This window comes from Pseudomonas spartinae (genome assembly GCF_965197125.1).
Lineage (GTDB): Bacteria > Pseudomonadota > Gammaproteobacteria > Pseudomonadales > Pseudomonadaceae > Aquipseudomonas > Aquipseudomonas composti_A.
The window spans coordinates 25,552-51,641 of sequence record NZ_CBDAMB010000013.1; the positions used below are offsets into that span (position 1 = coordinate 25,552).

Consider the following 26,090-nt stretch of genomic DNA (forward strand, 5'->3'; position numbering starts at 1 on the left):
GTGTGACTTGTGCCCCTGTGTTTTGCGTGAGCTGCGCCTTCATTTGCATGACTCAGCTCCCGAAGCGGATGAACCCGCCTTCCTGCTCATCGACCTGTGCTGTTGGAACGCTGCGTACTACCGGCTTGGCCCGCGCTGTACTGGTGTCGCTGCGCTGATTGGTCAACTGGAAGAACTGCATCAGGTCCTGCAGGTTGACCGATTGCCCGGTCATTTCCTCGGAGGTGGCGGCCAGCTCTTCGGAGGCAGCAGCGTTCTGCTGGGTGATGTCGCTGAGCTGGGTCATGGCGGCGCTGATCTGGTTGACGCCGGTGTTCTGCTCGTCCGAGGCGGCGGCGATTTCCTGCACCAGGTCGGAGGTCTTGGAGATCGACGGCAGCATGTGGTCGAGCAGGCTGCCGGCGCGCTCGGCCAGTGACACGCTGCTCTTGGCCACTTCGCTGATTTCCTGGGCGGCCACCTGGCTGCGTTCTGCCAGCTTGCGCACTTCGGCGGCGACTACCGCAAAGCCCTTGCCGTGCTCGCCGGCTCGGGCCGCTTCGATGGCGGCGTTGAGGGCCAGCAGGTTGGTCTGGTAAGCGATGTCGTCGACGATGCCGATCTTGTCGGCGATGGTCTTCATCGCGGCCACGGTGTCGCGCACCGCCTGGCCGCCTTCGCTGGCTTCGCAGGAAGCCTTGCCGGCCATGCTGTCGGTGATCTTGGCATTCTCGGCGTTCTGCGCGATGGAGGCGGACATCTGCTCCATCGCCGCGCTGGTTTCCTCGACCGAGGCGGCCTGGCTGGAGGCCGCATGGCTGAGGCTTTGCGCGGTGGCGGAAATTTCCTCGGCGGCGCTGCTGAGCATGCTGGTGGAGTGTTGTACCTGGCCAATCACATCCGCCAGTTTGTTCACCGTGGCATTGATCGACTGCTGCAGTTCGGCCAGATGCCCCTTGTAGTGGCCGTTCATGGTGCAGGTCAGGTCACCCTGGGACAGCCCAGCGATCACGTTCATGGCTTCACGCAACGGGGATACGATGGCTTCCAGGGTGTCGTTGATGCCCTCGACGATGCGACGGAAGTCCCCCTCATGGCGGCTGGCGTCGGCGCGGGTGTCGAGGCGCCCGTCGAGCGCGGCCTGGCTGAGCATCTGGGTATCTTCGATCAGAGCCAGGACGTTGCGGCGCAGGGTTTCGATGTTGTCGTTGATGAAGGCCTTCTTGCCGGGGAACTGCTCCAGCGGCGCCTTCAGGTCGCCTTCGCTGAAGGCCTTGATGCAGGCCATGGCCTTCTTCTTCACGCTGATATGGCCGGCGACCATGGCGTTGATGCCGTGGGCGATTTCGGCATAGCTGCCGGAGAAGCGTGTGGCATCGATGGCCACGTCGATATCGCCCTTGTCATGCTCGTCGGCCATGTGGCGCATCTCGTCCATCAGCCCGGTGATATTGCGGCGCAGGGTTTCGATGTTGTCGTTGATGAAGGCCTTTTTGCCTGGCAGTTGTTCCAGTGGCGCGTTGAGGTCGCCTTCGGCGATCGAGCGCACGCAGGCCATGGCCTTTTTCTTCACTTCGATATGGCTGGCCACCAGGGCGTTGATGCCCTGTGCGACTTCGCCATAGAGACCGGGGAGGCGGGTGTCCAGCGCCACGTCGATGTCGCCACGGGCGTGTTCATCGCTGACATGGTGCAGGTTCTGGGTAAGCCCGCCGAGCTGGGCCGCAGCCTGTTGCAGGCGGTCCTGCAATGAGCCAGCGCTCGCCTGATTCTGCGGCCGCGGGCTGTTGTCGCCACGCGCCAGCCGCTCGGCCAGGTCGAGCAGGAGCAGAGGGTCCGCCCCCAGTTGCTGGTTCAGGCTGCGCTGCAGCAGCAGCCCCTGAATGGCGACGGCAATGGCTGCCAGGATGGCCACCGGCAGAACCGCGCTGGCAGCCAGGTTGGATGCCAGCACCAGCACGGCGACGATGGCGGTAGCGGTCAAGCTCATGATGCGCAGAGTGAGGTTCATTGCACGGTACTCCTGAGTTGCTGGGCTGGGCTGGCGACGCGCGCATTGGCGTTTTGCGTGACCTGCGTCAGCAGGCCCGGGATATCGAGGATCAGGGCGACCGCACCACTGCCAAGGATGGTGAAGCCGCTCAGCGCCGGGACCTGGCAGAACACCTTGCCCAGCGGCTTGATCACGGTCTGGAATTCGCCGAGCAACTGGTCGACCACCAGGCCGGCGCGAACCCCGGCGTAGCTGACCACCACCACGTTTTCGCGGCGGGGTGGCTGGCTCTGGTCATCGAACATCTGGCGCAGGCGAATGAACGGCAGCACGTCGCCGCGCAGGTCGAGGTGCTGCTGGCCGGCGATCTGCTCGCTGGGCAGCTCGATGCATTCCTCGACCATGTCCAGCGGCACCACGTAGCTGGCCTGGCCGACACCGATGAGGAAGCCATCGATGATCGCCAGGGTCAGCGGCAGGCGGATGCGCACGCAGGTGCCCTGGCCAAGCTTGCTGTCGAGTTCGACGGTGCCGCGCAGGGCGGTGATGTTGCGTTTGACCACGTCCATGCCGACGCCGCGGCCGGAGAGGTTGCTGATCTGCTCGGCGGTGGAGAAACCGGGTTCGAAGATCAGGTTGAGAATCTCCTTGTCGCTGAGCGGCTGGCCCTCGCTGACAAGGCCACGCTGGGTGGCTTTGGCCAGGATCTTCTGCGGGTTGAGGCCGCCGCCGTCGTCCGACACTTCGATGACGATGCCGCCGGCCTCGTGGTAGGCGTTGAGGCGGACCAAGCCTTGCACCGACTTGCCGCTGGCGCGCCGCGCGTCGGCCGCTTCGATACCGTGGTCCATGGCGTTGCGCACCAGGTGAGTGAGCGGGTCGCCGATCTTCTCCACCACGGTCTTGTCCAGCTCGGTGTCGCCGCCGCTGATCTGCAGCACGATGTCCTTGCCCAATTCCTTGGACACGTCGCGCACCACGCGCTGGAAGCGGTTGAAGGTGGCGCCGATCTGCACCATGCGCAGGGTCAGGGCACTGTCACGGACCTCTTCGACCAGGCGCGAGAGGGTCTCGGCTGACTCGCTCATGTCGGTCAGGCCACTGCGCTGGGCCAGCATGCGGGTGTTGGCGCCGGCGATGATCAGCTCGCCGACCAGATTGATCAGTTGATCGAGTTTGCTGGCGTCGACACGGATCAGGTTGGCGTCGTTGCTGCCACGCGCTGCCTCCTTGCCGCTGCGCGCCTCGGGGGATGGGGCTGGAGTGGCGCTTTCAGCCTGGATGCTGGGGGTATCGACGCTGGCTTGGGGGCTGTCGGTGGCGCTGAGTGCTTCGATACTCAGCCCGGAGCAGCGTGCCAGGCGTTCGAGTTGCGCCGAGCCTTCGCTGGCGCGCTCCTGCAGCAGCGCCTGGAAGTCGTCCAGGCTGGCGCCGGGTGGCAGCAGACGGATGCTGCCCTCTTCGCGAACGAAGTCGAAGGCGCCTTCGATGGCGCTGGCTTCGGCGTCGCTGGCGAAGCTGAGTTCCAGGCCCAGGTAGCAGGTTTCCGCATCCAGCTCATCGAGTGTCGGCAGGTGGTCGAGTACCGTCTCGATATGCAGCACCTGACCGAGTGTGCTCAGGTAGCGGATGAAGGCCAGTGGATCCATGCCGTTGCGCAGGGTGTCCGGGCCAAAACGCAGTGACAGGTACCAGTGCTGACTGCCGCCGGCGGCACGGTGTTCCTGAGTGGCGCTGGCTTTTGGCGTGGTCGCTGTGCTGGCCGGCTGATCCTGCAGGTAGCGGCTCAGGGCCGTGATCAGCTCCTGGCCGTTGGCGTTCACGCTGTCAGGCAGTTCCGCCAGGTCACCACCGTCGGCCAGGTGACGAATCAGCCCGGCCAGGTGGTCGCCGGCGTTGAGCATCAGGGCGATCAGGTCGGCGTCCAGGCGCAGCTCACCGCCACGTACGCGGTCGAGCACGCTTTCTGCCACATGGGTGAAGGCGACGATGCCATCGAAGCCGAATAGCCCGGCCGAGCCCTTGATGGTGTGGGCGGCGCGAAAGATGGCGTTGATCAGTTCGGGGTCATCCGGGCTGTGTTCGACCTGCAGCAGCGCGTCTTCCATCTGCAGCAGCAGCTCCTGACTTTCGGCGATGAAGGTGCCGATGATGCTGTCGAGGTTCATCAGTTGGCCTCCGGGGCAATCAGTGCGTCGCCCAGCCCACTCAGGGCGAGCAGCTCGCGAACCACAGCATTGGCGCCCAGCAAGCGCAGGTCGATATCCTGGCGGCGCGCCTGCTCGCGGGTAGCCAGCAGCAGTTGCAGGCCGGCGCAGTCGAATTCCTCGATGTCGCTCAGGTCGATCTCGAGGGCGATGGCGCCCTGCAGAGCTGCGCTCAGGCGCGGCTTGGTGTCGGCTGCGGTGTAGATGCTCAGGGCGCCGTCGAGCTGCAGTTGGCGGGTCTCATCGACTGTGGTGGTCGCGTGCATGGCACACCTCGCGGATCAGGGCAGGATCAGTTTGGAGACGGCGGTGAGCATCTGCGCCGGCTGGAAGGGTTTGACCACCCAGGCTTTGGCACCGGCTGCCTGGCCTTCGCTCTTCTTGGCGTCGCCGGCTTCGGTGGTGAGCATGATCACGGGGGTGAATTTGTAGTTGGGCAGCGTCTTGACGTTCTTCAGGAAGGTGATGCCATCCATGTTCGGCATGTTCACGTCGCTGATGATCAGGTGCACCTTGCGCCCGTCGAGCTTGGTCAGCGCGTCCTTGCCATCGACGCCTTCGATGACGTCGTAACCGGCACTTTTCAGGGTCATGCCGACGACCTGGCGAATGGAGGCGGAGTCGTCGACGATGAGAATGGTCTTGGCCATGGGGCAGGTCCTCAGAAAAAGGTGATATCGGAAGCGCTTTCGGCTGCTGCACTGCGGCGGCCGTGATGAATGGAGTGCTGCTCGGGCATGGTGTAGGTGCGCGACAGCTCGTCGAGCCAGGTGCGCGCGTCGATCCGTTCGCAGGGCTCACTCAGGTGCATGCCCAGGCGCTGAATGTCGTCGCGCATGTGGCCCAGCATCTGGCTGACGCGGTCCTGGAATTGCAGCGCCACCAGCACCTCGGAGATTTCCTCGCCAACGGCCCTGTTCTCCTGATGCAGCACCGCACCCTGTTCGACCAGGCGAGTGGCGCTGCCACGCAGGTCGTCGATGAGCTGGCGGATCACTTCGCTGGCGCTTTTCAGGGTGTTGGCGTCGCGGTCGGTGTGTTCGTTGGAGACCTGCAGGGTGCGCTCGATGGCCGAGCTGACGGTTTCGATGGTTTCGTCGATGCGTTTTCCGGTGGCTTCGGACAGGGTGGAGAGCTTGCGCACTTCATCGGCGACGACGGCGAAGCCACGGCCGGCCTCACCGGCCCGTGCGGCCTCGATGGCGGCATTGAGGGCCAGCAGGTTGGTCTGCTTGGCGACGTCGCCGACCTCCTTGGCCATGGTGCGCAGTTGGGTGGTGTAACCACTGAGGCTGATCACTTCGGCAAGCAGGGTCTCCTTGCTGCTCAGTGCCTGACGCAACTGGCCGACGATGGCTTCCAGGTCATGCTCGCTGCTGGCCAGGAGGCTGAGCAGCGATTGCTCGTCGCCCTGGTTGTCGCTGCTGACCACTGCGCTGATGCGCTGGGCCAGCTGGGTGAAGCGTGCGCTGAGCGATTCGATGGCCGTTTCGGTGTGCTGACGAGCCGCTTCGATCTGCTGCGACCAGACAGGAGACAGGCCACGGCACAGGTCGGGCAGGCCATCTACGTGGCGTTGGGCCTCCTCTGCCTGACCAGCGCTGACGCCGCTCTGGTAGGCCAGCGCTGCCGCTTCGGCCTGCTTGCTGGTCAGGCTGCGCACGCTGGCGTGCACCAGTACGCCGGGCAGCAGCGCAGCGATCAGCCAGTAGGCGCTGGGTAGCACCAGCATCAGCCAGGCGAGCAGCAAGCCGCCAAGGCTGGCCAGGGCTGCGGGGAGCCAGGAAATCCGGGGGGTGGTGAGCTGTGCGGTCACGTTGACACTCCATCGGGCAGCGACGTCGGGTATTGGCTACCCGGTCTTGGCTGTCAGGATGGTGTGTCGGCAGCCTTTGCAGCATCGGTGCATCCCGATGATGGCGTAGGGCCATTCTTTTTTTTTGTAGGGCTTTTCCTACCTCGACAGACGCTCCGTCATGGCGAAGCGGATGATGTCGGCGTTGCAGCTGAACCCCATCTTCTCCATCAAGCGGGTCTTGTGAGTGCTGACGGTCTTGTTGCTGATGGACAGACGCTCGGCGACCTGATTGACGCCCAGGCCGTCGGCGAGCAGGCGCAGTATCTGAAATTCCCGATCCGACAGGCTGTCCAGACCACTGTCACGGGGTTCGGCATTGGCGAAGGCCAATTGCTCGGCGATGCGTGGATCCAGGTAACGTCCGCCGCCGGCCACCTTGTTGATGGCGGCGAGCAGGGTTTCGGCGTTGTGGTCCTTGGTCAGGTAGCCGCTGGCACCGGCCCGCAGGGCGCGCTGGGCGATCTGCGGTTCGTTGTGCATGCTCAGCACCAGAATGGGTAGCTTGGGGTAATGGCCTTGGATCCGGGCGATCAGGTCCTCACCGCTGATACCGGGCATGCTCATGTCCAGCAGAACCAGGTCGAGCTCCACGTTGCGCAGGTTCTCCAGCACCTGACCGCCATTTTCGGCCTCTGCAACCACTTGCAGGCGGTTGTCGAACTCGATCAGTTGCTTGAGACCGTTGCGCATGAGGGTGTGATCGTCGGCGATCATGATTCGCGTCATCAGGTTTCCTCGGCCGATTTGATGGGCAAGGTCGCCTGCACGGTGGTGCCCTGGCCGGGGTGGCTGAAGATCACCACCTCGCCACCCAGGCTGATGCCGCGCTCGCGCATGCCGGCCAGCCCCAACGAGCGTTTGTTGACGGAACCCGGGTCGAAGCCGCGACCGTTGTCGGCGATGTCCAGGCGGTAGGCGCCGTCGATGCGCTCCAGGCTCACCATGGTGCGCGTGGCGCCTGAGTGGCGGGCGACGTTGTTGAGCGCCTCCTGGACGATGCGAAAGGCGGTAATGGCTTGGTCATCGGTCAAGGCGGGTTCTTCGCTGTGGGTGGTGAGTTCGCAGGCGATCCGGGTGTGCTGGCGAAACTCGTTGATCAGCCATTCCAGTGCCGGGTAGAGCCCCATGTTGAGCACGGCCGGGCGCAGGCTCGTGGCAATGGAACGCACCACCTGGATGGTGCGATCACACAGCTGCATCAGGCCGTCCACGGCATCGCTCAACCCTGGCGCCTGGGCGCCGAACTGCAGGTTTAGCATAGATATGCCCATGCGCAAGGCCGTCAGATGCTGGCCCAGTTCGTCATGGATTTCCTGGGCGATCAGCTTGCGCTCTTCTTCTCGGGCCGATTCCCGGCGGCTGGTCAGCTCGCGCAACTGCTGGTTGCTGTCGGCTAGCCGGCGTTCGGCCTTGCGAATGTTGGTGATGTCCCGCGCCAGGGACAGCACGCTGGTGACCTCACCGTTGGCATCGCGCTCGGGTACCAGTTGCACCAGGTAGTGCAATTGCTTGTCGATGGGGCCATCGATGCCGTGGATCATTTCCTCTTCCAGCGAGGTGCCGCTTTGTGCCACCTCGCGCACCATGTCCGCCATGATGTCGACCTGCGAGTTGTCGCCAAAGGCATCGCGTGCGGGGCGGCCGCGGGCCTCCACCAGAGGCAGTCGGCACAGCGCCTCCAGCGCCGGGTTGGCATAGATCAGACGGAAGTCGGGCGTGAGGCGGCCGATGGCGTCGTGGGTGTTCTCGATCAACGCACGGAACTGGCGCTCGTTGTGTCGCAGGGTTTCGGTCAGGCGTTGCTGCTCGGTGAGGTCGTGCAACAGTGCCAGGCTGTAGCCGCGCCGGTCATAGTGGAAGCGTGTGAACTTCACCGAGAGGTGACGGCGGGTGCCATCGATGGGGTTGTTCAACTCCAGGTTCAGCGCTCGCTGGTCGCGTACCAGCTCCTGCAGCTGTTCGTCGCTGTGCAGGGCCAGTGGCGCCAGCACCTGGCCGATGCTCTGGCCCAGCAGGTACCTGTGGGCCTGGCCCAGCAGAACGGTGGCCGATTCGTTGAGGTAGCGAATATTCAGGCCATCATCGAGCAGCACGGCGCCGTCGGCGGTGAAGTCGAGCGCGAAGCTGAGCAGGTACACCAGCTCGGCGCGCTCCTGGGTCGAGCGTGGCGGGCTCAGGCGAATCAGGAAGTGATCGACGTCTGCGCCGCTCGCCGAAATTCCGGAAACGCTGGTGCTCAACCATTGATACGCCTCATCTGCGCCGCGTATGCGCAGCTCGCCGCAGGGAATATCGGCATGCTGGTGACGCGCGCGTTTCATTGCATAGGTCAGGGCGTCCCGATCCTGCGGGTGCAACCAGTGCGTCAGCGGCTCGAGCGTAGGCACCTGCAGCGGCGTGCCGAGCAGCTGCAGCAGTGCCTGGTTACCCTGCTGCAGACAGCCGTCGAGCTTGAGTACTCCCAGGCCTACAGGTGCCGAATGCCATGCCGCGCCGAGCAGGGCATCTACCGTACGTGTCTCTTCCAAAGCCTTCCCCCGATGGCCTGACCCTTTGAGTATGGGTCAGTTTTCAGGTTACGCCGTATGCATCGGGTTCAGGCTCAGGGACGTTCGGTCCGCAGGATCTGTGCGGGAATTTGTTCCAGAGGGATTTCCCGACCGATCGCGCCAAGTTTCTTGGCTTCCTTGGGCATGCCGTAGACCACGCAGCTGGCTTCGTCCTGGCCGAAGGTCTGAGCCCCGGCTTCGAACATTTCGCGCAGGCCACGGGCGCCATCGTCACCCATGCCGGTCATGATGATGCCGGTGGCGTTGGCACCCGCCGCGCGTGCGGTGGAGCGAAACAGCACGTCCACCGAGGGTTTGTGCCGACTCACGGGCGGGCCGTCGACCACTTCCACCAGGTACTGCGCGCCGCTGCGTTTGAGCAGCATGTGACGGCCTCCGGGGGCGATCAGGGCGCGCCCGGGGATGACCCGGTCGCCATGGCGCGCTTCCAGTACCTCGATCTGGCACAGGCCATTGAGGCGTTCGGCGAAGGCCGCCGTGAAGCGCTCCGGCATGTGCTGGACGATGATGATGCCAGGGCAGACCCGTGGCAGCGCGGTGAGTATGTACTCCAGCGCCTGGGTGCCGCCGGTGGACGTGCCGATGGCCACCACGCGCTCGGTGGTGCGGGCCATGGCCGCTTGCCCGGCCGGGAGCACCGCATCGGCGCCCAGCTTGGGCTGCACCGGGACCTTGCTCTTGGACAGTTGGCGCATGTTGGCGCGCGCTGCGGCTTTCACCGCGCCGAGCAGGTCATCGCTGGCATTGACCAGGAATTTGCTCAGGTTGAGCTGCGGCTTGGTGACGATGCTCACGGCGCCAGCGGCGAGGGCCTGCATGGTGGTGCTGGCGCCTTTTTCGGTGAGGGTCGAGCAGATCACCACCGGCGTCGGGCGCTCGGCCATGAGCTTCTTGAGGAAGGTGATGCCGTCCATGCGCGGCATCTCCACATCGAGGACGATCACGTCCGGCCATTCGCGCTCCATCTTGCTCAGGGCGAACAGCGGGTCGGCGGCGGTGCCCAGAATCTCGATCGCCGGGTCAGCTGCCAGCACCGAGGCCAGCACCTGACGGACGACGGCGGAGTCGTCGACGATCATGACTTTGATGGGTTTCATGCAGGTTGTACTCCAGTGGGACATCCACTGTCAGCTACGAGGGGGGATTGCTTGAGGGCCAGCTGGCCGCTCCAGATATCGAAGATCACGTGGCGGTGGCCTGTACCACCGACATGTTCGCCATGACTCATCAACCCGTGCATGGCGAGGAGCTTGTAGGCCATGTCGATATTCTGCTGGCCGATGTGGCGTTTGCCGCGATTTCCGACGTTCGGAAACATGTTGCCGCCGCCAAAGATGCGCAGGTGATATTCGCTGGCGCGGGTGCCGTGAGCGCGGATGGCCTCCAGCAGCAGGAGCATGGCTTCGTCACCGTAACGCCCATCCAGCCTGGCAGTGGGCTGGCCACGGGTGGGCAGCATGTAATGGCACATGCCGCCCAGCCTGCGCCGAGGATGCCAGAACACCAGGGAAACGCAGGAGCCGAGCAGGGTTCGAATACGCGTGCCAACGCCGGCGAAGTGCAGGTCACCGGGTTGCAGATAGACATCTCGGGGTGCAACGGGTCTAGGCATCGGGTTTGCGATAGATCGAGGGTTTCACGACCTTGAGTGTGTCATCGATGCCGTTGAGGCTTTCCGAATGGCTGATCAGAAAGTAGCCGCCGGGCCGCAGTCGGCTCAAAAGGCGCTTCACCACCTGGCGCTTGGTGTCACCGTCGAAGTAGATCATGACGTTACGCAGGAAGATCACATCGAATTGACCGACTTCCGGCAATGGGTTGTTCAGGTTGATCTGCTCGAAGCGCACGCGTCGGCGCAGTGCGGGGTCGATCAGCAGATTGCCCTCGTTGGCGCCGACGCCGCGAAAGCAGTGGCGTACCAGCATCCGACGCGGGATATCCTCGCTGTCCTGCACACGATAGACCCCGGCACGGGCACGATCCAGCACGCGCTGGCTGATATCCGACGCAAGGATCTCCCAGGGTTTGTCCACGAGTACGTCGGCCAGTAGCAGGGCGATGCTGTAGGGCTCCTCGCCGCTGGAGCAGGCCCCGCTCCAGATGCGCAGGGGGCGCCCGCTGGGAATCAGGCCCGGCTTCTCCAGATGCTCGCGGAGAAAGTCGAAATGCTTGGGTTCGCGAAAGAAGTAGGTTTCGTTGGTGGTCAGCAGGTCGACGCAGGTCTGCAGCTCCGCCGGGCTCTGGCTCAGGCGGCGGAAATACTCGCCGTAGCTGTCGAGATGAAACTCGCGCAGGCGTTTGTTCAAACGGCCGGCGACCAGGGGTTTCTTCGCGTCGGAAAGGCTGATGCCGGCGATTTCATGGATCAACTGGCGGAACCTGGCGAACTCCTGATCACTCAGGGCTATGGCTGCGCTGCTGCTCATGGTTGGTCCTGCGCCGTCGTGCCTTGTGCACCGGCATGCTCCAGCAAGGCTATTTCATCGTCGGACAGCACTCGCCCGACATCGAGCAGCACCACCAGGCGCTCATCCAGCTTGCCCATGCCGCGAATGAAGTCGGCGCGAATACGATTGCCGAAACTGGGGGCCGGCTCGATCTGTTCTGCACTGAGCTCCAGGACTTCGCTGACCGCATCGACCACCATGCCGATCACCCGCAGGCCATCGCCTGTCGCGATCTCCAGAATGACGATACAGGTGCGTGGGCCTATCGAGGTGGCGCTGCCGCCGAAGCGCAGCCCCAGGTCGATGACGGGCACCACCGCCCCGCGCAGATTGATCACGCCGAGGATGCTCGGCGGCATCATCGGCACGCTGGTCAGGTGGCCGTACTCGATGATCTCGCGCACGGCATGGATATCCACGGCGAACAACTCCTGCGCCAGGGCGAAGGTCAGGTACTGGCCGGCGACACTGTGAGTGGCGGCAGTCATCGACTACTCCTGAAAGCGCACGTAGCCTGCGGGCAAACCGCCGGCCATCAGCGTGGACGCGTCGTCATCGGTCTGCGCACTACGTGGCGAGCGGCTCGGGCGTGACGGCTGGACGTTGCGTTGCGAACTGCGAGTGCCCTGGGCGCTGTTGAGCTTGAAGAACTCCATCAGTTGCTGCAGTTGCTCGGCCTGGCCGCTCATTTCTTCTGCCGTGGCCGCCAGCTCTTCCGACGAGGAGGCGTTCTGCTGGGTGATTTCGTTGAGCTGGTTCATGGCCGTGCTGATCTGGCCGACGCCCGAGCTTTGCTCTTCGGAGCCTGCCGCGATTTCCTGCACCAGGTCAGACGTCTTGGCGATGGAGGGGACGATCTCGTCGAGCAGGGTGCCGGCACGTTCAGCCAGTTGCACGCTGGACTTGGCCACTTCACCGATTTCCTGGGCTGCGATCTGGCTGCGTTCGGCCAGCTTGCGCACCTCGGCGGCGACCACCGCGAAGCCCTTGCCATGCTCGCCGGCACGGGCGGCTTCGATGGCGGCGTTGAGCGCCAGCAGGTTGGTCTGGTAGGCGATGTCGTCGACGATACCGATCTTGTCGGCAATGGTCTTCATGGCGCGTACGGTTTCCTTGACCGCCTGGCCGCCTTCGCTGGCTTCGTTGCTGGCCTTGCTTGCCATGCCATCGGTGATGCGGGCGTTCTCGGTGTTCTGCGCGATGGAGGCGGACATCTGCTCCATCGAGGCGCTGGTTTCCTCCACCGAGGCCGCCTGCTCGGAAGCCGCCTGGCTCATGCTCTGCGCGGTGGCGGAGATTTCCTCGGAGGCACTGGTCAGGGCGTCGGCGTTGCCGCGTACTTCGGAGATGATCTGTGTCAGGCGCTGCGACATGCTGTGGATGGCGGCCAGCATGCTGGTGGTGTCACCAGGACGGGTATTGACCTGCACGCGCAAATCGCCTTCGGCGATGCGGCTCACGACTTCGGCAGCATAGCCTGGCTCGCCGCCGAGCTGGCGCAGCAGGCTGTGGGTGATCAGCCAGGCGATCAGCACGGACACCAGCAACGCTACGCCACCGACGATCAGCAACTGCATGCGCGACTCCTCGTAGAGGGCAGTGCCGTCAGCAGAAGTCTGGTTCATCAGCTCGCTCTGCAACTTCACCATTTCGTCCACGGCAGCCAGCAGCGTGTTGTTTGCAGGAATCAACTGCTCATACAGGTAGCTTTCCGCGCGCTCCTGATCGCCAAGCATGGAGAACAGCTCGTCAAGGTGTTTGCCAAGGGATTCGCGTGCCGCGTTGATCTTCGCCAGCAGTTCGCGCTCCTGGGGCGTATCGACCATCTTGCCGAGTTCTTCGACCGCGTCGGCGCGGCGCTTTCTGCTGGCGTCTATCAATGCCTTGGTTTCTGCATCAGCGGCTTCGTTGTCGACCAGCAGCATGTCGCGGATAAACCGGGCTTGATTCAGGGTTTCTTCCTTGGCGCTGACGGCCAGGCGCACGGTGACGTAGCTATCCTCGACAATGACGGTGCTTGCCGCATCGATGACGGCCATGCGAGTGATGCTGAGCACCAGTGATACCACCAGCAGCAGGATGACCACGCCAAAGCCCAGTCCCAGCTTGGTCGCCACTTTCATATTCTTGAACATGGTTACTTTCTCCGTATGACCTGGTCAGGTGCTCAGGTGCGTGTTCTGCTGCCGGACGCCACGATTTCGGCGACCGCCAGGGTGTGTTCGATGGTTAGAAGGACGATGAAGTCATCACCCTGGCGCACCATGCCGTGGATGAAATCGCTGCGAATGGGATTGCCGAACGCCGGGGACGGGCGTATCTGCGTGGCGGCGACCTCCAGCACTTCGCTGACGGCGTCGACGATGATGCCCAGTACCTGAGCGTCCTCTTCGTCCACCACCTCGACGATGATGATGCAGCTGCGTTTGTCGATGCGGCTTGGGCCCTGGTCGAAGCGCAGGCTCAGGTCGATCACCGGCACGACGGCGCCGCGCAGATTGATCACGCCGTGGATGCACGCGGCGGCCATGGGCACGCGCGTCAGCTGCGGATATTCGATGATCTCGCGCACGCACAAGCCGTCGAGGGCGTAGCGCCGTGCATTGAGCTCGAAGGTCAGGTACTGGCGCGAGGCGTCCGGCTCGGTGACGGCCGCGCCATCGACGGGGATGACCGCCATGGGGTGCTGCGGCACGCTCGCCGGATTATCGGGAAGGCTCATGATGTGCGCTCATTGGCTGAATTCAGGCTTCGATGGTGAGTGGGGCCGCGTGAGTCGTGGCACTGGACAGGTCGGTGAGCAGACTGGGGATATCGAGAATCAGCGCCACCGCGCCGCTGCCGAGAATGGTGAAACCGCCAACGCCACGGCAGGTGCCGAACAGCTTGCCCAGGGGCTTGATCACGGTCTGGAACTCGCCCATCAGGTGGTCGACCACTAGGCCGGCGCGCTGTCCCGCGTAGCTGACCACCACCACGTTTTCGCGGCGTGGCGGTTGGCCGGATTCGTCGAACAGTTCGCGCAGGCGGATGAATGGCAGTACCTCGCCGCGCAGGGCGATGTGGCCGCGGTCGTGCCGGGTGTTGGTGTCGAGCTCGATGCATTCCTCGACCAGATCCAGCGGGATCACGTAGCCGGCCGGGCCTACGCCGACCAGGAAACCATCGATGATGGCCAGGGTCAGCGGCAGGCGGATGCGTACGCAGGTGCCTTCGCCGAGCTTGCTGTCCAGGTCGATGCTGCCGCGCAGGGCGGTGATGTTGCGCTTGACCACGTCCATGCCGACGCCGCGGCCGGAGAGGTTGCTCACCTGTTCTGCGGTGGAGAAGCCCGGCTCGAAGATCAGGTTGAAGGTCTCCTTGTCGGTCAGGGTCTGGCCTTCGCTGATCAGTCCGCGCTCACGGGCCTTGGCCAGGATGCGCTGCGGATCGAGACCACCGCCGTCGTCGGTGACCTCCAGGACGATGCTACCGGCGTCGTGGTAGGCGTTCAGGCGCACGTTGCCCTGTGCCGGTTTGCCCCGCGCCTGGCGCACGGCCAGCGACTCGATGCCGTGGTCCATGGCATTGCGCACCAGATGGGTGAGCGGGTCGGTGATGCGCTCGACGACGGTCTTGTCCAGCTCGGTTTCACCGCCGCTGATGGTCAGGGCGATGTCCTTGCCCAGCTCCTTGGACACGTCGCGCACCACGCGCTGGAAGCGGTTGAAGGTGGCGCCGATCTGCACCATGCGCAGGGTCAGGGCGCTGTCGCGGACCTCCTCGACCAGGCGTGAGAGCAGTTCGGTGGATTCCAGCATTTCGGCATGGCCACATTGCTGGGCGGTCATGCGCGCACCGGCACCGGCGATGATCAGCTCGCCGACCAGGTTGATGAGCTGGTCGAGCTTGCCGGCATCGACGCGAATCAGGTTGTTGTCGCTGCTGCGGTTTTCCTTGACCTGTTGCTGCTTGTGCAGGGCCGCGGCGATCACCGGTGGCTGCACCAGGCTCTCTTCCATCAGCACCTGGCCGATGGGACGGGCTTCGGCCTGCTGCTGGCCCTGGACCTGGGCATGCAGCACCTCCTGCAGTTCGGCTGCGGTCAGGGTGCCACAGCGCATCAGGATCTCGCCCAGGCGCATGTCCTCTTCCGGCAGGGCGCGGATCAGTTCCAGATACTCTTCGGACTTGCTGTTGGGCGGCAGGATGCGGATCAGGCTGTCTTCGCGGACGAACTCGAAGGCGCCTTCGATGGTGGCTTTGTCCGCCTCGCTGACGAAGGCGACCTCGAAACCCAGGTAGCAGGTTTCCGGGTCCATCTCGCTGGCTGGCGGCACCCGGTCGAGCAGCGGAACGATGCTGACGATGCGCCCGAAGGTGTTCAGGTAGCGCAGCAAGGACAGCGGATCCATGCCGTTGCGCAGCGTGTCTGGGCCAAAGCGCAACGAGAGATGCCAGTGATCGGCGCTGACGCCGCCAGTGCCGCTGCGCTCGACCAGACCGTTGCTGGAAGGCAGGCTGCTGGTGCCTTGCGGGGCGCTCATGTAGAGGCTGAGTTGCTCGCCCAGCTGACGATTCTGTTCGAGCAGGGCCGGGTCGAGCTGTTCGAGCGAGTGGCCTGCATCGAGCAGGTCGACCAGGTGGCGCAGGTGATCGCCAACCTGCAGGAACAGGGCGGTCAGGGTGCCGTCGAAGCGCAGCTCGGCATTGCGAATCCGATCCAGCACGCTTTCCGCGATATGGGTGAAGCTGACGATCAGGTCGAGGCCGAACAGGCCGGCCGAGCCTTTGATGGTGTGCGCCGCACGGAAGATCGCATTGATGGTGTCGCTGTCCTCCGGGGCGCTCTCCAGCACCAGCAGCGCTTCCTCCATCTGTTCGAGCAGTTCGCGACTCTCGGCGATGAATATCTTGAGTACTTCGTCCATGTCCATGCCGTGTCACTCGCCGCTGGGTTTGATCAGGATGGGGTCGCCGAAGAAGGACACCAGGCCACTGAGTTCGAAGGCATCGATCACCGCGGGGCTGTGGTGGCTAAGGCGCAACTGACAGCCCTGGCGTTCGGCTTCCTGCTTGGTCAGTACCAGCAGTTGCAGCCCGGCACAGTCGATTTCGTCGAGGGCGGAGAGATCCAGCTCCACCTCCGCACCAGGCGTCAGCGCGCGCAGCAGCAGATCCAGGTTTTCGCCGACGCTGTAGATGGTCAGGCCACCTTCGAGCGGCAGGATGCGGTACAGGTTCTCGCTCGACGCGTCTGTCATGGCGCCGGCCTCAAGGCAGGATCAGTTTGGAAACGGCAGTGAGCATTTGCGCCGGCTGGAAGGGCTTGACCACCCAGGCCTTGGCGCCTGCGGCGCGACCTTCTTCTTTCTTCCCTTCGCCGGCTTCGGTGGTGAGCATGATCACCGGGGTGAACTTGTAGGCGGGCAGCTGCTTGACGTTCTTGAGGAAGGTGATGCCGTCCATGTTCGGCATGTTCACGTCGCTGATGATCAGGTGCACCTTGCGACCATCGAGTTTGTTCAGGGCATCCTTGCCGTCGCATCCTTCGATCACGTCGTAGCCTGCACCTTTCAGGGTGATGCTCACGACCTGGCGAATGGAAGCCGAGTCGTCGACGATGAGTACGGTCTTGCCCATGGGGTACCTCAGAAGAAAGTGATTTCGGAATCGTTGCGCTTGCCGGGTGCTTCTCCCCGGTGGATGTCGTGTTGTTCAGGCATGGTGTAGGTCTGGGCCAGTTCATCCAGCCATCGGTCCACATCCAGAGGCACCGGTTGCTGGCCGAGCCGGCGTTGTTCATTGCTGCTGTGGATGTGTCCGAGGAGCTTGTCGATGTTGCCGCTGACATGCCCGAGCATCTGGCTAATGCGGTCCTGGAACTGCAGCGACACCAGCACTTCGGCGATGTCCTGGGCGACGATTTCGCTCTGGCTGCGCATTGCGTCGTTGTGGCTGACGATGCCGCTGGCGCTGTGGTGAAAGCGGGTGATCACGCCCTTGATGACGTCGCTGGCATTGTTCAGGGTGGCGGCGTCGGTCTTGGCGTATTCGCGGGAGATGTTCAGGGTCTTGTGAATCGCGCCGTTGACGATGGTTACAGTTTCGCCAATGCGCTGGCCGGTTTCGCCGGACATGGAAGACAGCTTGCGCACTTCGTCGGCGACCACGGCGAAGCCACGGCCACTTTCACCCGCACGGGCGGCCTCGATGGCGGCGTTGAGGGCCAGCAGGTTGGTCTGCTTGGCGATGTCGGCGACGTCCTGCGCCATGTCCTGCAACTGGTCGGTGAAGTTCGACAGCTCCATGACTTCCTTGAGCAGCGACTCCTTGCTGGCCATCGCCTCGCGCAGGGCCATGATGATCATGTCCAGTTCGTGCTGGCTGGTGGACAGCAGCGCGACCAGGCGATTGCCGGCTTCACGCTCGTGACCGTTGCCCAGGCTCTGCTGAATGCGTACGGCCAGGTTGGCGAAGCGCTCGCTCAGTGCGCTGATCGCTTCTTCGGTGTGGTTACGTGCGGAGTGAATCTGTTGCGACCAGAGCGGCAATGTCTGTTCGCAAAGCTCTTCCATATCCCGGGGGAGAGGTTGCTCGTCACGGGGCTGGACTTCGACGCTCGGCGGCGATGATTTGAGTCGCTTCTGCTGAAGCAGCAGTACGCCGCCGATCACCAGCAGGCCGACCAGCGCGACGAGGGTGTCGAGCCAGCCTGAGCCGACCAGCACGACAGCCACGATGCCGGCCAGCAGCGTTAGCGATGGAATGACCAGGGAGAGGTTCTGCTCGCGCACTTCATGGCTCCGCGACTACTGGGATCAGGTGATCGCGGAACAGTTGCCAGGCTAGAAGGGGGAATTTCCTGCAGGTTGCCTGTCATCGTTCCATCGACATCTGGAGGATGCATTAGGCACTTGGGTGGGGGCATCGGAATACGCTGGATTTTTGCGTGAACTTATCCCGCTTGGCGCTAGGGAAATCCTCAGCCGGGCTCAGACATACTGAGTCTGCTGGCGTACTTGACCAGGTCGGCGTTACTGGAAAAGCCCATTTTCTCCATCAGATTTATCTTATGCGTGCTGACGGTCTTGTTGCTGATCATCAGTTGCTCGGCGATCTGGTTGACGCTAAGGCCGTCGGCCAGTAGTCGCATGATCTGGAACTCCCGGTTGGTCAGGCTGTCGAGGCCCGACACCGGATTCTGCTTGAGGCTGTTGAGGGCGATCTGTTCGAGCAGCTCCGGGTCGATGTAACGCGCGCCTGTGCTGACCTTCTTCACGGCGGCGATCAGGGTTTCGGGTGACTGGGTCTTGGTCGTGTAGCCGGTGGCCCCGCAGCGCAGCACGCGCATGGCGACATGCGGGTTGTTGTGCATGCTGAGAACCAGAATGGGCAGTTGCGGATGTTGATGGACGACGCGTGATACCAGCGCCTCACCACTGAGACCGGGCATGCTGATATCCAGCAGGAGCAGATCGATCTGTGTCGTTCTCAGATACTCCAGCGCCTGCAGACCGTTGGCCGCCTCGCCGGCGATGTGGATGTCCTTGTCCAGTTCGAATAGCCGTTTGAGGCCTTCTCGCATGATCGTGTGATCGTCGACGATCATCAGGTTGATCATTTGCTTTCCTTCATCGATTGATGTTCACGGGGAATATTGCCTGGACGATGGTGCCCTGCCCGGGGTGGCTGAAGATGATCACGGGGCCGCCCAGTTGCTTGCCGCGCTCGCGCATGCCGGACAGTCCGGTGGAGTCGGGCAGGATGTCGCTGAGGATGAAGCCCTGTCCGTCATCGAATATCTCCAGAACGTAGTCGTTCTCCCGCTGCTCCAGGCTCACTTCGGCTCTGGAGGCATTGGCGTGACGCAGGATGTTGGTCAGCGATTCCTGGACGATGCGATAGAGATGGGCCGCGCGTCGCGGCTCCAGCTCCAGATCTTGTTTGGGCAGGTTGCAGCGACAGTCGACCTCTGAGAGCTGGCGAAATTCATCGATCAAGCCTTTGAGGGTGTTGCTCAGGTTGTGCTGCAGCTTCTTGATGGGCGCCCCATTGCCGATTTCACGGACGACCTCGATGGCGCTTTGGGAAATGCTGCTCAGGCGTTCGATGTGACCCAGCAGATCAGGGCGGTCCTGGCCGAGATGGATACGCAGCACGCCCAGTCCTTGTTGCAGTGCGGTGAGTTGCTGTCCCAGCTCGTCGTGTAGTTCACGCGCGATACGCTTGCGTTCCTGAGTGCGGGCAAGAGCGCAGAGCCTGGCTTGCTGCGAGTGGCAGCTGGGACAGGCGGCTTCGGTATCTGGTTTTTGTTGTTTGCGAGGAGGGAGGTTGTAGCGCGAGAGCGTCGTTGTAATGTTCACCTTGGCTCTATCTCTTCTTGGCGCGGGGCGGGCAATCCACCGCTGGGCTGGCACGGGTTGGGGGCTTCTGGCCAGCGTATGGGCCGTATGCGAGGAAGGACGCCCAACATCGAAACAAGAAGTAACGGAAGATGAGGACTTCACTCGCCAGGAGGGGCGGGTGAGTTGAGATGTGCATTCCCCTGTTTCCAGTCACTTGTACGAGAGGCCGGTACCGTTCGGAGACAGTCGGGTGCAGTTCAGCGTTTTAGCTGCACCGGTATTTATCCGTCTCCGTAAATAATGTGGCGACCGGTCTGTGGTGGGGGAGGGGCGGGGCAAGTGCATCGGCCACCAGATGGCTGATGCCTTCGTGGGACTGAGTGATCATGGTAAAGGCTCTGCTTGTCCGATGACCTAGCATATCGCCCGTGTAGCTCGTGAGGACAGCAGGAAATCAGCCTGATGCTGGAATCTTGGCGTGGTCGACGAAGCTGTGTCGTCGATGCCTGTGCGTCAGGTCTCAGAACCCCGATACGCGCGTCGTGTGCGTCAGTGCGGAATCTCGATTCCCCGCATGCGCTCGGCGCGGCGGCGCAGCAGTTCGATGGTCACCAGCAGGGCGATGGACACCAGGATCAACAGCGTGGCGATGGCCAGGATGCTCGGGTTGATCTGCTCGCGCAGGCCCGAAAACATCTGCCGCGGGATGGTGCGCTGCTGCGGCCCGGCCATGAACAGGATGACCACCACTTCATCGAACGAGGTGATGAAGGCGAACAGCGCGCCGGAGATCACGCCTGGGCGGATCAGCGGCATGATCACGTCGAAGAACACCCGGATCGGCGTGGCGCCGAGATTCAGCGCGGCACGTGCCAGGCTGTAGTCGAAGCCGGTCAGGGTGGCGGTGACGGTGATGATGACGAAAGGCGTACCCAGTGCGGCGTGCGCCAGGATCACTCCCAGGTAGCCGCCGGCCAGACCCAGGTTGGAGTAGAAGAAGAACATGCCGGCGGCGGTGATGATCAGCGGCACGATCATCGGCGACAACAGCAGGGCGGTGATGAAACGGCGAAACGGCATCTCGTCGCGGGCCAGGCCCACGGCGGCGCAGGTGCCCAGAGTCGTGGCCAGGACGGTGGAGAGAATACCGATGAAGAAGCTGTTCTTGATCGCCAGGATCCACTTCGGATCGTTGAGGATTTCGCTATACCAGCGCAGTGAATAGGCCTCGGGGTCCAGCTTCAGCATGCCTTCGGTGAAGCTGAAGAAGGGTTCGGCGTTGAACGACAGCGGCACGATCACCAGGATCGGCAGGATCAGGAACAGCAGCACCAGCCAGGAGCTGAGCTTGAGCAGCCAGTGGCCGAGGTGGTGCCAGAAGCCGTAGTAGGCTGGAATTTTCATAAGTGCGAATCCAGGCTGGAGCGTCGGCAGTCGTTACCGCTAGCCCGGATGCAATCCGGGAAGGCGCCCTTGTCGGGATACCCGGATTGCATCCGGGCTACGTCGCTGCGTCGCGATGCTGATACGGGCATGCTCATCCCAACTTGATGTTGCTGGCGCCGACGAAACGGTCGTACACCCAGTACAGCAGCAGGATCAGGCCGAGCAGCAGCGAGCCCAGCGCGGCGGCCAGCTCCCAGTTGTTCGAGCGCTGCATATGGAAGGCGATGATGTTGCTGATCATCTGCCCATCGGTACCGCCGACCAGCGCCGGAGTGATGTAGTAACCCACCGAGATGATGAATACCAGGAGCGCCCCGGCGCTGAGGCCGGGCAGGGTCATCGGGAAGTAGATGCGGGCGAACGCCGGGATCGGTTTGTCGCCCAGGCTGAGCGCTGCGCGCATGTAGCTGGGGTCGATGCCGCGCATCACGCTGTACAGCGGCAGGATCATGAACGGCAGCAGGATGTGGGTCATCGCCACCACGGTGGCGAACGAGGTGTAGAGCATCTCGAAGGGCTGGCCGATCAGGCCGATGCCCATGAGAAAGGAGTTGATCACGCCGTTGGTCTGCAGCAGGGCGATCCATGAGGTGGTGCGCACCAGCAGGGAGGTCCAGAACGGCAACAGCACCAGTACCAGCAGCAGGTTGGCGCGATTCGAAGGCAGCCCGGCAAGGTAGTAGGCCAGCGGGTAGCCGAGCAGGGCGCAGAGCAGGGTGATGACCAGCGCCATGTTCAGGGTCTTGGTGTACAGCTGCAGGTAGATTTGCGTGTCCTGGCGCACCTGAATGCCTTCGTCAGGGTGCAGTTCGAGGTCCAGGGCGGTCAGGTAGTAGTCGTAGGTGTAGACCTTGCCGGCACGCTCGATGGCGTACCACAGCTCGGGTTTGCTCCAGTTGCGATGGGCGTCGAGCAGAGTCTTTACGCCCTGGGTTTCCAGCTTCTGGGCGTCCAGACGGCCGATACGGCGGGCGCTGGATTTGACCACGCTGGACATGCCGGTATACGCGCGGTTGAACTCCTCGGAGAGCTTGCCGGACAGGCGTTGCTCGTTGAGTCCATGCAGCTCCGTGACGAAGACTTGCAGCGTCTTCTCGTCCGGTAGTTGCTTGTGATCGTCCCAGCGCTGGAGTTCGGCCAGGGTCAGGGGAATCAGCTCGGCCACCGTCGGGTGATGCACGCTGCGCCACAGCATGGTGCCGATCGGCGCGACGAAGGTGACGAGGATGAATAGCAGCAGCGGCACCACGAACAGGAAGGCGGTCAGGCGCTTCTTGCGTCGGGCGCTGGCCGCTTGGCCGGCTTCGCTGGTGGTCAGGGATGACAAGGCGTTACTCCGATGGATTCAGCCCCACTGCTCCCCCGGCTCCCGTGGGAGGCGCTTCTGCGGCGATGGTCGCGGCTAAAGCCCCTCCTACAGGGCGGAGGAAACAGGGCGCTGGTGCTTTACTTCAGCAGCCACTCATTGAACTTCTCGCCCAGCGATTCGCCGTAGTCGGCCCAGAACTCGGAGCCGGCCTGGATACCCTGGTTCAGGTGCGCGGTCGGCAGGTGCGGAGTAGCGCTCTGGTCAGCCAGCGGCATCGACGACTTGCGAGTCGGGCCGTAGGCCACGTCCGGCATGCCGGCCAGCGGCTTGGAGCCGGTGGCGAACTTGATGAACTCCATGGCCAAGTCCTTCTTCTTCGAACCCTTGACGATGGCCCAGGCGTCGAGGTCGTAGACGTGGCCGTCCCAGACGATTTCGAAGGGTTTCTTCTCCTGCACGATGGCATCGTAGAAGCGCCCGTTGGCCGACTGCACCAGCACGGCGCCGCCATCGTTGAGCAGCTGCGGCGCCTGCGACCAGGAGTCGAACCAGACGATGTCCTTCTTGATGCTGTCCAGCTTGGCGAACGCGCGTTGCTGGCCTTCCGGGGTGGCGAGTACTTCGTAGACGTCTTTCGGGGCGACGCCATCGGCCATCAGCGCCCACTCCATGTTCACCTGCGGGCGTTTGCGCATCGCGCGTTTGCCGGGGATCTTGCTGGTGTCGAAGAAGTCGCCAATGCTGGTGGCCTTGGTGCCACCGATGGTGTTGTCGTTATAGGCGAACACCACCGACCAGACGATGTTGCCCACCGCGCATTCGCTGGCCAGGGCCTCGGGGATGAAGTCCTGGGCGGCTGGGGTACCGTCGATGCCGGCTGGCAGCACGCTGTGGTCGAGGGTTTCCAGCAGGCCTTCGGAGCAGGCGCGTTCGAGGTCGATGACCTCGAAGTCGACCACATCCCACTGGATATTGCCGGACTCGACCTGGGCCTTGATCTCGGCGACGCCGCCCGAGTAGTCCTCGAACAGCACCTTGACCCCGGACTCGGCCTGGTAGGGGTCGATGACGTGCTTCTTCTGCGCGGCGCCGTATGCGCCACCCCAGGACACGACGGTGAGGCTGTCCTGGGCGCTGGCGTTGCCGGCGGTGAGCCCCAGTGCCGCCACCAGGGCGAAGGTGGAAACGCTGGTAGTCAGTGATCTAGCCATTGCTGTGCTCCATTTGCTTCTACTAGTTGTGGGGTCAGAGCGTCGTCGGCACTTCGGATCGGTCCAGGGCCTGGCTGTCTTCCGGCTGCCAGGTCAGGGCGATCTCTTCCTGAGCGCTGAGTTGTGGGGCTGAACTGTCGTTCAGATTCTTCACCACCAGCTCACTGCCGCTGGCGGTCTCGAAGTGGTAGCGGATGTACTCGCCGACGTAGTGGCGGGTGACGAAACGGGCCTTGACCTGATTGCCGCTGTCGCCGAGTCGGGTGGTGAAATTGAGCTTTTCCGGGCGTACCGACACCGTGGTGGCCAGGCCGACTTCGCTGCAGTTGGCCTTGAGCGTGCTGACCAGGCCGCCGTCGTCGAGACGCACCTGCACCCGCTCCGCCTCGACCGCCTCGATCACCCCAGGCAGCTTGTTGCTCTCGCCGATGAAGTCGGCGACGAACAGATTGGCCGGCCGCTCGTAGAGCACGTGGGGCGCGGCGCATTGCTGCACCACGCCATTGTTGAACACGGCGATACGGTCACTCATGGTCAGCGCTTCGGTCTGATCGTGGGTCACGTAGATCACGGTGAAACCGAGTTGCTCGTGCAGGCGCTTGATCTCGAACTGCATCTGCTCGCGCAGTTTCTTGTCCAGCGCACCGAGGGGTTCGTCCATCAGTACGATGTCTGGCGCGAAGATCAGCGCGCGTGCCAGCGCCACGCGTTGACGCTGGCCGCCAGAGAGCTGGCCCGGGTAGCGACCGCCGAAGGCCTGCAGTTCGACCAGGGCGAGGTATTGCTCGACCTTGGCGTGGATTTCGTCCTTGGGCAGTTTGCGAATCTTCAGCGGGTAGGCGAGGTTCTCGCGGATGGTCATGTGCGGGAACAGCGCGTACTGCTGGAAGACCATGCCGATGTTGCGCGCGTAGGGGGCGATACTGGTGACGTTGCGGCCGTTGATCAGGATTTCGCCGCTGGTCACGTCCTCGAAGCCGGCGAGCATCATCAGGCAGGTGGTCTTGCCGGAGCCGGAGGGGCCGAGCAGAGTGATGAACTCGCCCTTGGCCACGTCGAGGTTGAAGTCCTTGACCACCAGGGTCTTGTGATCGTAGGTCTTCTTGACGTTGGTGAATCGCAGGAACGCGTCGTTCCCAGCCTGCGCAGTCATAGTCCTCCCCACTGTCGGCAATCCGGAGCCTGCTCGTGGCCAAGGCTCCAGCATCTGAATCGATTCACCTCCTTCGTGGGAGGCGTTCGTTATGTGGATAGCTAAAAGCAATAAGCAAGCCACATGACCAGTGGCCGGCTGATAGCGCTCTGCTATGCAGACTCAAGCCTAGTCCATGCGGGGCGAGATGCGAGGCGGGTGTGGGCGCAGGTAACAGCGCGGGGGGAAAGAGGCACCTGTCGAAACGCACTCGACAGGTGCAGGTTGCTCAGCTGTTGGGCAGCAGGCGGACGGTCAGGCTCTTGATGTAGCGGGTTTCGTTGATCGCCGGGTGCACCGGGTGATCCGGGCCCTGGGCGCCGCGTTCGAGCAGCTGGATGTTGCGATCCAGGTGGCGGGCGCTGGTCAGCAGGATGTTTTGCAGGTTGTCTTCCTCCAGGTGCATCGAGCAGCTGGCGCTGACCAGGATGCCGTCCTTGTTGAGCAGGCGCATGGCGGTTTCGTTGAGGCGACGATAAGCGGCCTCGCCGTTCTTGATGTCCTTCTTGCGCTTGATGAAGGCGGGTGGGTCGGCGATCACCACGTCGAAACGTTCTTCGGCGGCCTTGAGCTCGCGCAGGGCGGCGAACGCGTCGCCTTCCACGCAGGTGACCTTTTCGGCGAAGCCGTTGAGCGCCGCGTTGCGCTCCACGCCGTCGAGGGCGAAGGCCGAAGCGTCCACGCAGAACACTTCGCTGGCGCCAAAGGCCGCTGCCTGCACACCCCAGCCGCCGATGTAGCTGAACAGGTCGAGCACGCGCTTGCCCTTGACGTAGGGCGCCAGGCGCGCGCGGTTCATGCGGTGGTCATAGAACCAGCCGGTTTTCTGCCCTTCGATCACCGGCGCTTCGAATTTCACGCCGTTCTCTTCCAGCGCGACCCACTCCGGCACCACGCCGAAGGCGGTGTCGACATAGCGCTCGAGACCTTCGGCGTCGCGTGCGCTTGAGTCGTTCTTGAACAGGATGCCGCTGGGTTTGCACACCTGGATCAGGGCGGCGAGCACGTCGTCCTTGTGCGCCTCCATGGTGGCGGAGGCCAACTGCACCACCAGAATGTCGAAGAAACGGTCGACCACCAGACCCGGCAGCAGGTCGGAATCGCCATACACCAGGCGATAGCAGGGTTTGTCGAACAGCCGCTCGCGCAGGCTCAGGGCCACGTTGAGGCGATGCACCAGCAGCGATTTGTCCAGCACGTGCTTGACGTCGCGCGACAGCAGGCGGGCGCAGATCAGATTGTTCGGGCTCATGGCGACGATGCCCAGCGGCTTGCCGCCGGCCGCTTCGAGGACGGCCTGGTCGCCGGCCGCAAAGCCATGCAGCGGAGTGGCGGCGACATCGATCTCGTTGCTGTACACCCACAGATGGCCGGCGCGCAGGCGTCGGTCGGCGTTGGCTTTCAGGCGCAGACTGGGCAGGGAAGACATGAGTTCGGGCTCCGCGGGGAAAAGAGCGGGATTATAGCGGTTTGCGCGCAGGCCCGGCGTTTACAAAAGTCGGCTGCGGGCAGGTCTGCGCTTTGGCTAGACTGTGTGCTACTTCTCATCGT

At 63.3% G+C, this 26,090-nt stretch carries 24 protein-coding genes and 1 pseudogene; all 25 read right to left on the reverse strand.

From position 1 onward, the window contains the following. Positions 1–52: 52 nt before the first annotated feature. The 25 genes and pseudogenes from ACN8M7_RS22220 to ACN8M7_RS22340 all read right to left on the reverse strand — a co-directional run bounded on the left by ACN8M7_RS22220 (position 53) and on the right by ACN8M7_RS22340 (position 25,968). Positions 53–1,990, reverse strand: a complete 1,938-nt coding sequence (locus tag ACN8M7_RS22220; protein WP_082768079.1) for a methyl-accepting chemotaxis protein — start codon at positions 1,988–1,990, stop codon at positions 53–55. Then, positions 1,987–4,140, reverse strand: coding sequence for a chemotaxis protein CheA (locus tag ACN8M7_RS22225; protein WP_490262187.1), 2,154 nt, complete (start codon positions 4,138–4,140; stop codon positions 1,987–1,989). Before ACN8M7_RS22225 ends, ACN8M7_RS22220 begins: the two co-directional genes overlap by 4 nt. Then, positions 4,140–4,445, reverse strand: coding sequence for an STAS domain-containing protein (locus ACN8M7_RS22230; protein ID WP_490262188.1), 306 nt, complete (start codon positions 4,443–4,445; stop codon positions 4,140–4,142). The genes ACN8M7_RS22225 and ACN8M7_RS22230 overlap by 1 nt, the downstream gene beginning before the upstream one ends. Before the next feature lie 15 nt (positions 4,446–4,460). Beyond that, the gene (locus ACN8M7_RS22235; RefSeq protein WP_061240163.1) at positions 4,461–4,829 is read right to left on the reverse strand and encodes a response regulator; all 369 of its coding nucleotides are present in this window, start codon (positions 4,827–4,829) and stop codon (positions 4,461–4,463) included. A gap of 11 nt (positions 4,830–4,840) precedes the next feature. Continuing rightward, on the reverse strand, positions 4,841–5,911 hold the full coding sequence (locus ACN8M7_RS22240; RefSeq protein WP_490262238.1) for a methyl-accepting chemotaxis protein: 1,071 nt from the start codon (positions 5,909–5,911) through the stop codon (positions 4,841–4,843). 222 nt (positions 5,912–6,133) lie between these two features. After that, positions 6,134–6,763 (reverse strand): response regulator, encoded by a 630-nt coding sequence (locus ACN8M7_RS22245; RefSeq protein ID WP_490262189.1) that lies wholly within the window; start codon positions 6,761–6,763, stop codon positions 6,134–6,136. Further along, positions 6,763–8,565: a sensor histidine kinase gene (locus ACN8M7_RS22250; RefSeq protein WP_490262190.1), complete on the reverse strand. Its 1,803-nt coding sequence runs from the start codon at positions 8,563–8,565 to the stop codon at positions 6,763–6,765. The genes ACN8M7_RS22245 and ACN8M7_RS22250 overlap by 1 nt, the downstream gene beginning before the upstream one ends. A 74-nt stretch (positions 8,566–8,639) precedes the next feature. Beyond that, positions 8,640–9,704 carry a protein-glutamate methylesterase/protein-glutamine glutaminase gene (locus tag ACN8M7_RS22255; protein ID WP_490262191.1) on the reverse strand — a complete coding sequence of 355 codons (1,065 nt, stop codon included), beginning with the start codon at positions 9,702–9,704 and terminating at the stop codon, positions 8,640–8,642. After that, positions 9,701–10,219, reverse strand: a complete 519-nt coding sequence (locus ACN8M7_RS22260) for a chemotaxis protein CheD (protein WP_061240167.1) — start codon at positions 10,217–10,219, stop codon at positions 9,701–9,703. The genes ACN8M7_RS22255 and ACN8M7_RS22260 overlap by 4 nt, the downstream gene beginning before the upstream one ends. Further along, on the reverse strand, positions 10,212–11,033 hold the full coding sequence (locus tag ACN8M7_RS22265; RefSeq protein ID WP_490262192.1) for a CheR family methyltransferase: 822 nt from the start codon (positions 11,031–11,033) through the stop codon (positions 10,212–10,214). The genes ACN8M7_RS22260 and ACN8M7_RS22265 overlap by 8 nt, the downstream gene beginning before the upstream one ends. Then, positions 11,030–11,542 (reverse strand): chemotaxis protein CheW, encoded by a 513-nt coding sequence (locus tag ACN8M7_RS22270; protein WP_061240169.1) that lies wholly within the window; start codon positions 11,540–11,542, stop codon positions 11,030–11,032. Before ACN8M7_RS22270 ends, ACN8M7_RS22265 begins: the two co-directional genes overlap by 4 nt. 3 nt (positions 11,543–11,545) lie before the next feature. After that, positions 11,546–12,679 carry a methyl-accepting chemotaxis protein gene (locus ACN8M7_RS22275; RefSeq protein ID WP_490262239.1) on the reverse strand — a complete coding sequence of 378 codons (1,134 nt, stop codon included), beginning with the start codon at positions 12,677–12,679 and terminating at the stop codon, positions 11,546–11,548. After that, positions 12,656–13,189, reverse strand: a pseudogene (locus ACN8M7_RS22280) (MCP four helix bundle domain-containing protein); the annotation flags it as partial. The gene ACN8M7_RS22275 and the pseudogene ACN8M7_RS22280, both read right to left, overlap by 24 nt. 32 nt (positions 13,190–13,221) lie before the next feature. Continuing rightward, positions 13,222–13,776, reverse strand: a complete 555-nt coding sequence (locus ACN8M7_RS22285) for a chemotaxis protein CheW (protein WP_490262193.1) — start codon at positions 13,774–13,776, stop codon at positions 13,222–13,224. A gap of 22 nt (positions 13,777–13,798) precedes the next feature. Further along, positions 13,799–15,970, reverse strand: coding sequence for a chemotaxis protein CheA (locus ACN8M7_RS22290; protein WP_490262194.1), 2,172 nt, complete (start codon positions 15,968–15,970; stop codon positions 13,799–13,801). Between the two features lie 6 nt (positions 15,971–15,976). Beyond that, the gene (locus ACN8M7_RS22295; RefSeq protein ID WP_490262195.1) at positions 15,977–16,297 is read right to left on the reverse strand and encodes an STAS domain-containing protein; all 321 of its coding nucleotides are present in this window, start codon (positions 16,295–16,297) and stop codon (positions 15,977–15,979) included. A gap of 10 nt (positions 16,298–16,307) precedes the next feature. After that, positions 16,308–16,676 carry a response regulator gene (locus ACN8M7_RS22300; protein ID WP_061240174.1) on the reverse strand — a complete coding sequence of 123 codons (369 nt, stop codon included), beginning with the start codon at positions 16,674–16,676 and terminating at the stop codon, positions 16,308–16,310. A gap of 8 nt (positions 16,677–16,684) precedes the next feature. Continuing rightward, positions 16,685–17,611: a methyl-accepting chemotaxis protein gene (locus ACN8M7_RS22305; protein WP_490262240.1), complete on the reverse strand. Its 927-nt coding sequence runs from the start codon at positions 17,609–17,611 to the stop codon at positions 16,685–16,687. A gap of 407 nt (positions 17,612–18,018) precedes the next feature. After that, complete coding sequence (locus ACN8M7_RS22310) at positions 18,019–18,657, reverse strand: response regulator (protein ID WP_490262196.1); 639 nt, start codon at positions 18,655–18,657, stop codon at positions 18,019–18,021. A 10-nt stretch (positions 18,658–18,667) separates the two neighbouring features. Continuing rightward, complete coding sequence (locus ACN8M7_RS22315; RefSeq protein WP_490262197.1) at positions 18,668–19,543, reverse strand: sensor histidine kinase; 876 nt, start codon at positions 19,541–19,543, stop codon at positions 18,668–18,670. A gap of 387 nt (positions 19,544–19,930) precedes the next feature. After that, positions 19,931–20,785, reverse strand: coding sequence for an ABC transporter permease (locus ACN8M7_RS22320; RefSeq protein ID WP_061240178.1), 855 nt, complete (start codon positions 20,783–20,785; stop codon positions 19,931–19,933). A 133-nt stretch (positions 20,786–20,918) separates the two neighbouring features. After that, on the reverse strand, positions 20,919–22,154 hold the full coding sequence (locus tag ACN8M7_RS22325; protein ID WP_061240179.1) for an ABC transporter permease: 1,236 nt from the start codon (positions 22,152–22,154) through the stop codon (positions 20,919–20,921). A gap of 119 nt (positions 22,155–22,273) precedes the next feature. Further along, on the reverse strand, positions 22,274–23,347 hold the full coding sequence (locus tag ACN8M7_RS22330; RefSeq protein WP_490262198.1) for an ABC transporter substrate-binding protein: 1,074 nt from the start codon (positions 23,345–23,347) through the stop codon (positions 22,274–22,276). A gap of 34 nt (positions 23,348–23,381) precedes the next feature. Continuing rightward, complete coding sequence (locus ACN8M7_RS22335; RefSeq protein ID WP_061240181.1) at positions 23,382–24,500, reverse strand: ABC transporter ATP-binding protein; 1,119 nt, start codon at positions 24,498–24,500, stop codon at positions 23,382–23,384. A 268-nt stretch (positions 24,501–24,768) separates the two neighbouring features. Beyond that, positions 24,769–25,968 carry a class I SAM-dependent rRNA methyltransferase gene (locus tag ACN8M7_RS22340; protein ID WP_490262199.1) on the reverse strand — a complete coding sequence of 400 codons (1,200 nt, stop codon included), beginning with the start codon at positions 25,966–25,968 and terminating at the stop codon, positions 24,769–24,771. Between the last annotated feature and the right edge of the window lie 122 nt (positions 25,969–26,090).

Bases quoted from the DNA above. Each gene is read 5' to 3' on its own strand.
- ACN8M7_RS22310 (WP_490262196.1), bottom strand. From the start codon at position 18,657: ATGATCAACCTGATGATCGTCGACGATCACACGATCATGCGAGAAGGC.
- ACN8M7_RS22240 (WP_490262238.1), bottom strand. From the start codon at position 5,911: ATGCTGGTGCTACCCAGCGCCTACTGGCTGATCGCTGCGCTGCTGCCC.
- ACN8M7_RS22245 (WP_490262189.1), bottom strand. From the start codon at position 6,763: ATGACGCGAATCATGATCGCCGACGATCACACCCTCATGCGCAACGGT.
- ACN8M7_RS22220 (WP_082768079.1), bottom strand. From the start codon at position 1,990: ATGAACCTCACTCTGCGCATCATGAGCTTGACCGCTACCGCCATCGTC.
- ACN8M7_RS22225 (WP_490262187.1), bottom strand. From the start codon at position 4,140: ATGAACCTCGACAGCATCATCGGCACCTTCATCGCCGAAAGTCAGGAG.
- ACN8M7_RS22270 (WP_061240169.1), bottom strand. From the start codon at position 11,542: ATGACTGCCGCCACTCACAGTGTCGCCGGCCAGTACCTGACCTTCGCC.
- ACN8M7_RS22235 (WP_061240163.1), bottom strand. From the start codon at position 4,829: ATGGCCAAGACCATTCTCATCGTCGACGACTCCGCCTCCATTCGCCAG.
- ACN8M7_RS22340 (WP_490262199.1), bottom strand. From the start codon at position 25,968: ATGTCTTCCCTGCCCAGTCTGCGCCTGAAAGCCAACGCCGACCGACGC.
- ACN8M7_RS22275 (WP_490262239.1), bottom strand. From the start codon at position 12,679: ATGAACCAGACTTCTGCTGACGGCACTGCCCTCTACGAGGAGTCGCGC.
- ACN8M7_RS22300 (WP_061240174.1), bottom strand. From the start codon at position 16,676: ATGGGCAAGACCGTACTCATCGTCGACGACTCGGCTTCCATTCGCCAG.
- ACN8M7_RS22285 (WP_490262193.1), bottom strand. From the start codon at position 13,776: ATGAGCCTTCCCGATAATCCGGCGAGCGTGCCGCAGCACCCCATGGCG.
- ACN8M7_RS22255 (WP_490262191.1), bottom strand. From the start codon at position 9,704: ATGAAACCCATCAAAGTCATGATCGTCGACGACTCCGCCGTCGTCCGT.
- ACN8M7_RS22330 (WP_490262198.1), bottom strand. From the start codon at position 23,347: ATGGCTAGATCACTGACTACCAGCGTTTCCACCTTCGCCCTGGTGGCG.
- ACN8M7_RS22305 (WP_490262240.1), bottom strand. From the start codon at position 17,611: ATGGAAGAGCTTTGCGAACAGACATTGCCGCTCTGGTCGCAACAGATT.
- ACN8M7_RS22295 (WP_490262195.1), bottom strand. From the start codon at position 16,297: ATGACAGACGCGTCGAGCGAGAACCTGTACCGCATCCTGCCGCTCGAA.
- ACN8M7_RS22230 (WP_490262188.1), bottom strand. From the start codon at position 4,445: ATGCACGCGACCACCACAGTCGATGAGACCCGCCAACTGCAGCTCGAC.
- ACN8M7_RS22335 (WP_061240181.1), bottom strand. From the start codon at position 24,500: ATGACTGCGCAGGCTGGGAACGACGCGTTCCTGCGATTCACCAACGTC.
- ACN8M7_RS22265 (WP_490262192.1), bottom strand. From the start codon at position 11,033: ATGAGCAGCAGCGCAGCCATAGCCCTGAGTGATCAGGAGTTCGCCAGG.
- ACN8M7_RS22320 (WP_061240178.1), bottom strand. From the start codon at position 20,785: ATGAAAATTCCAGCCTACTACGGCTTCTGGCACCACCTCGGCCACTGG.
- ACN8M7_RS22260 (WP_061240167.1), bottom strand. From the start codon at position 10,219: ATGCCTAGACCCGTTGCACCCCGAGATGTCTATCTGCAACCCGGTGAC.
- ACN8M7_RS22290 (WP_490262194.1), bottom strand. From the start codon at position 15,970: ATGGACATGGACGAAGTACTCAAGATATTCATCGCCGAGAGTCGCGAA.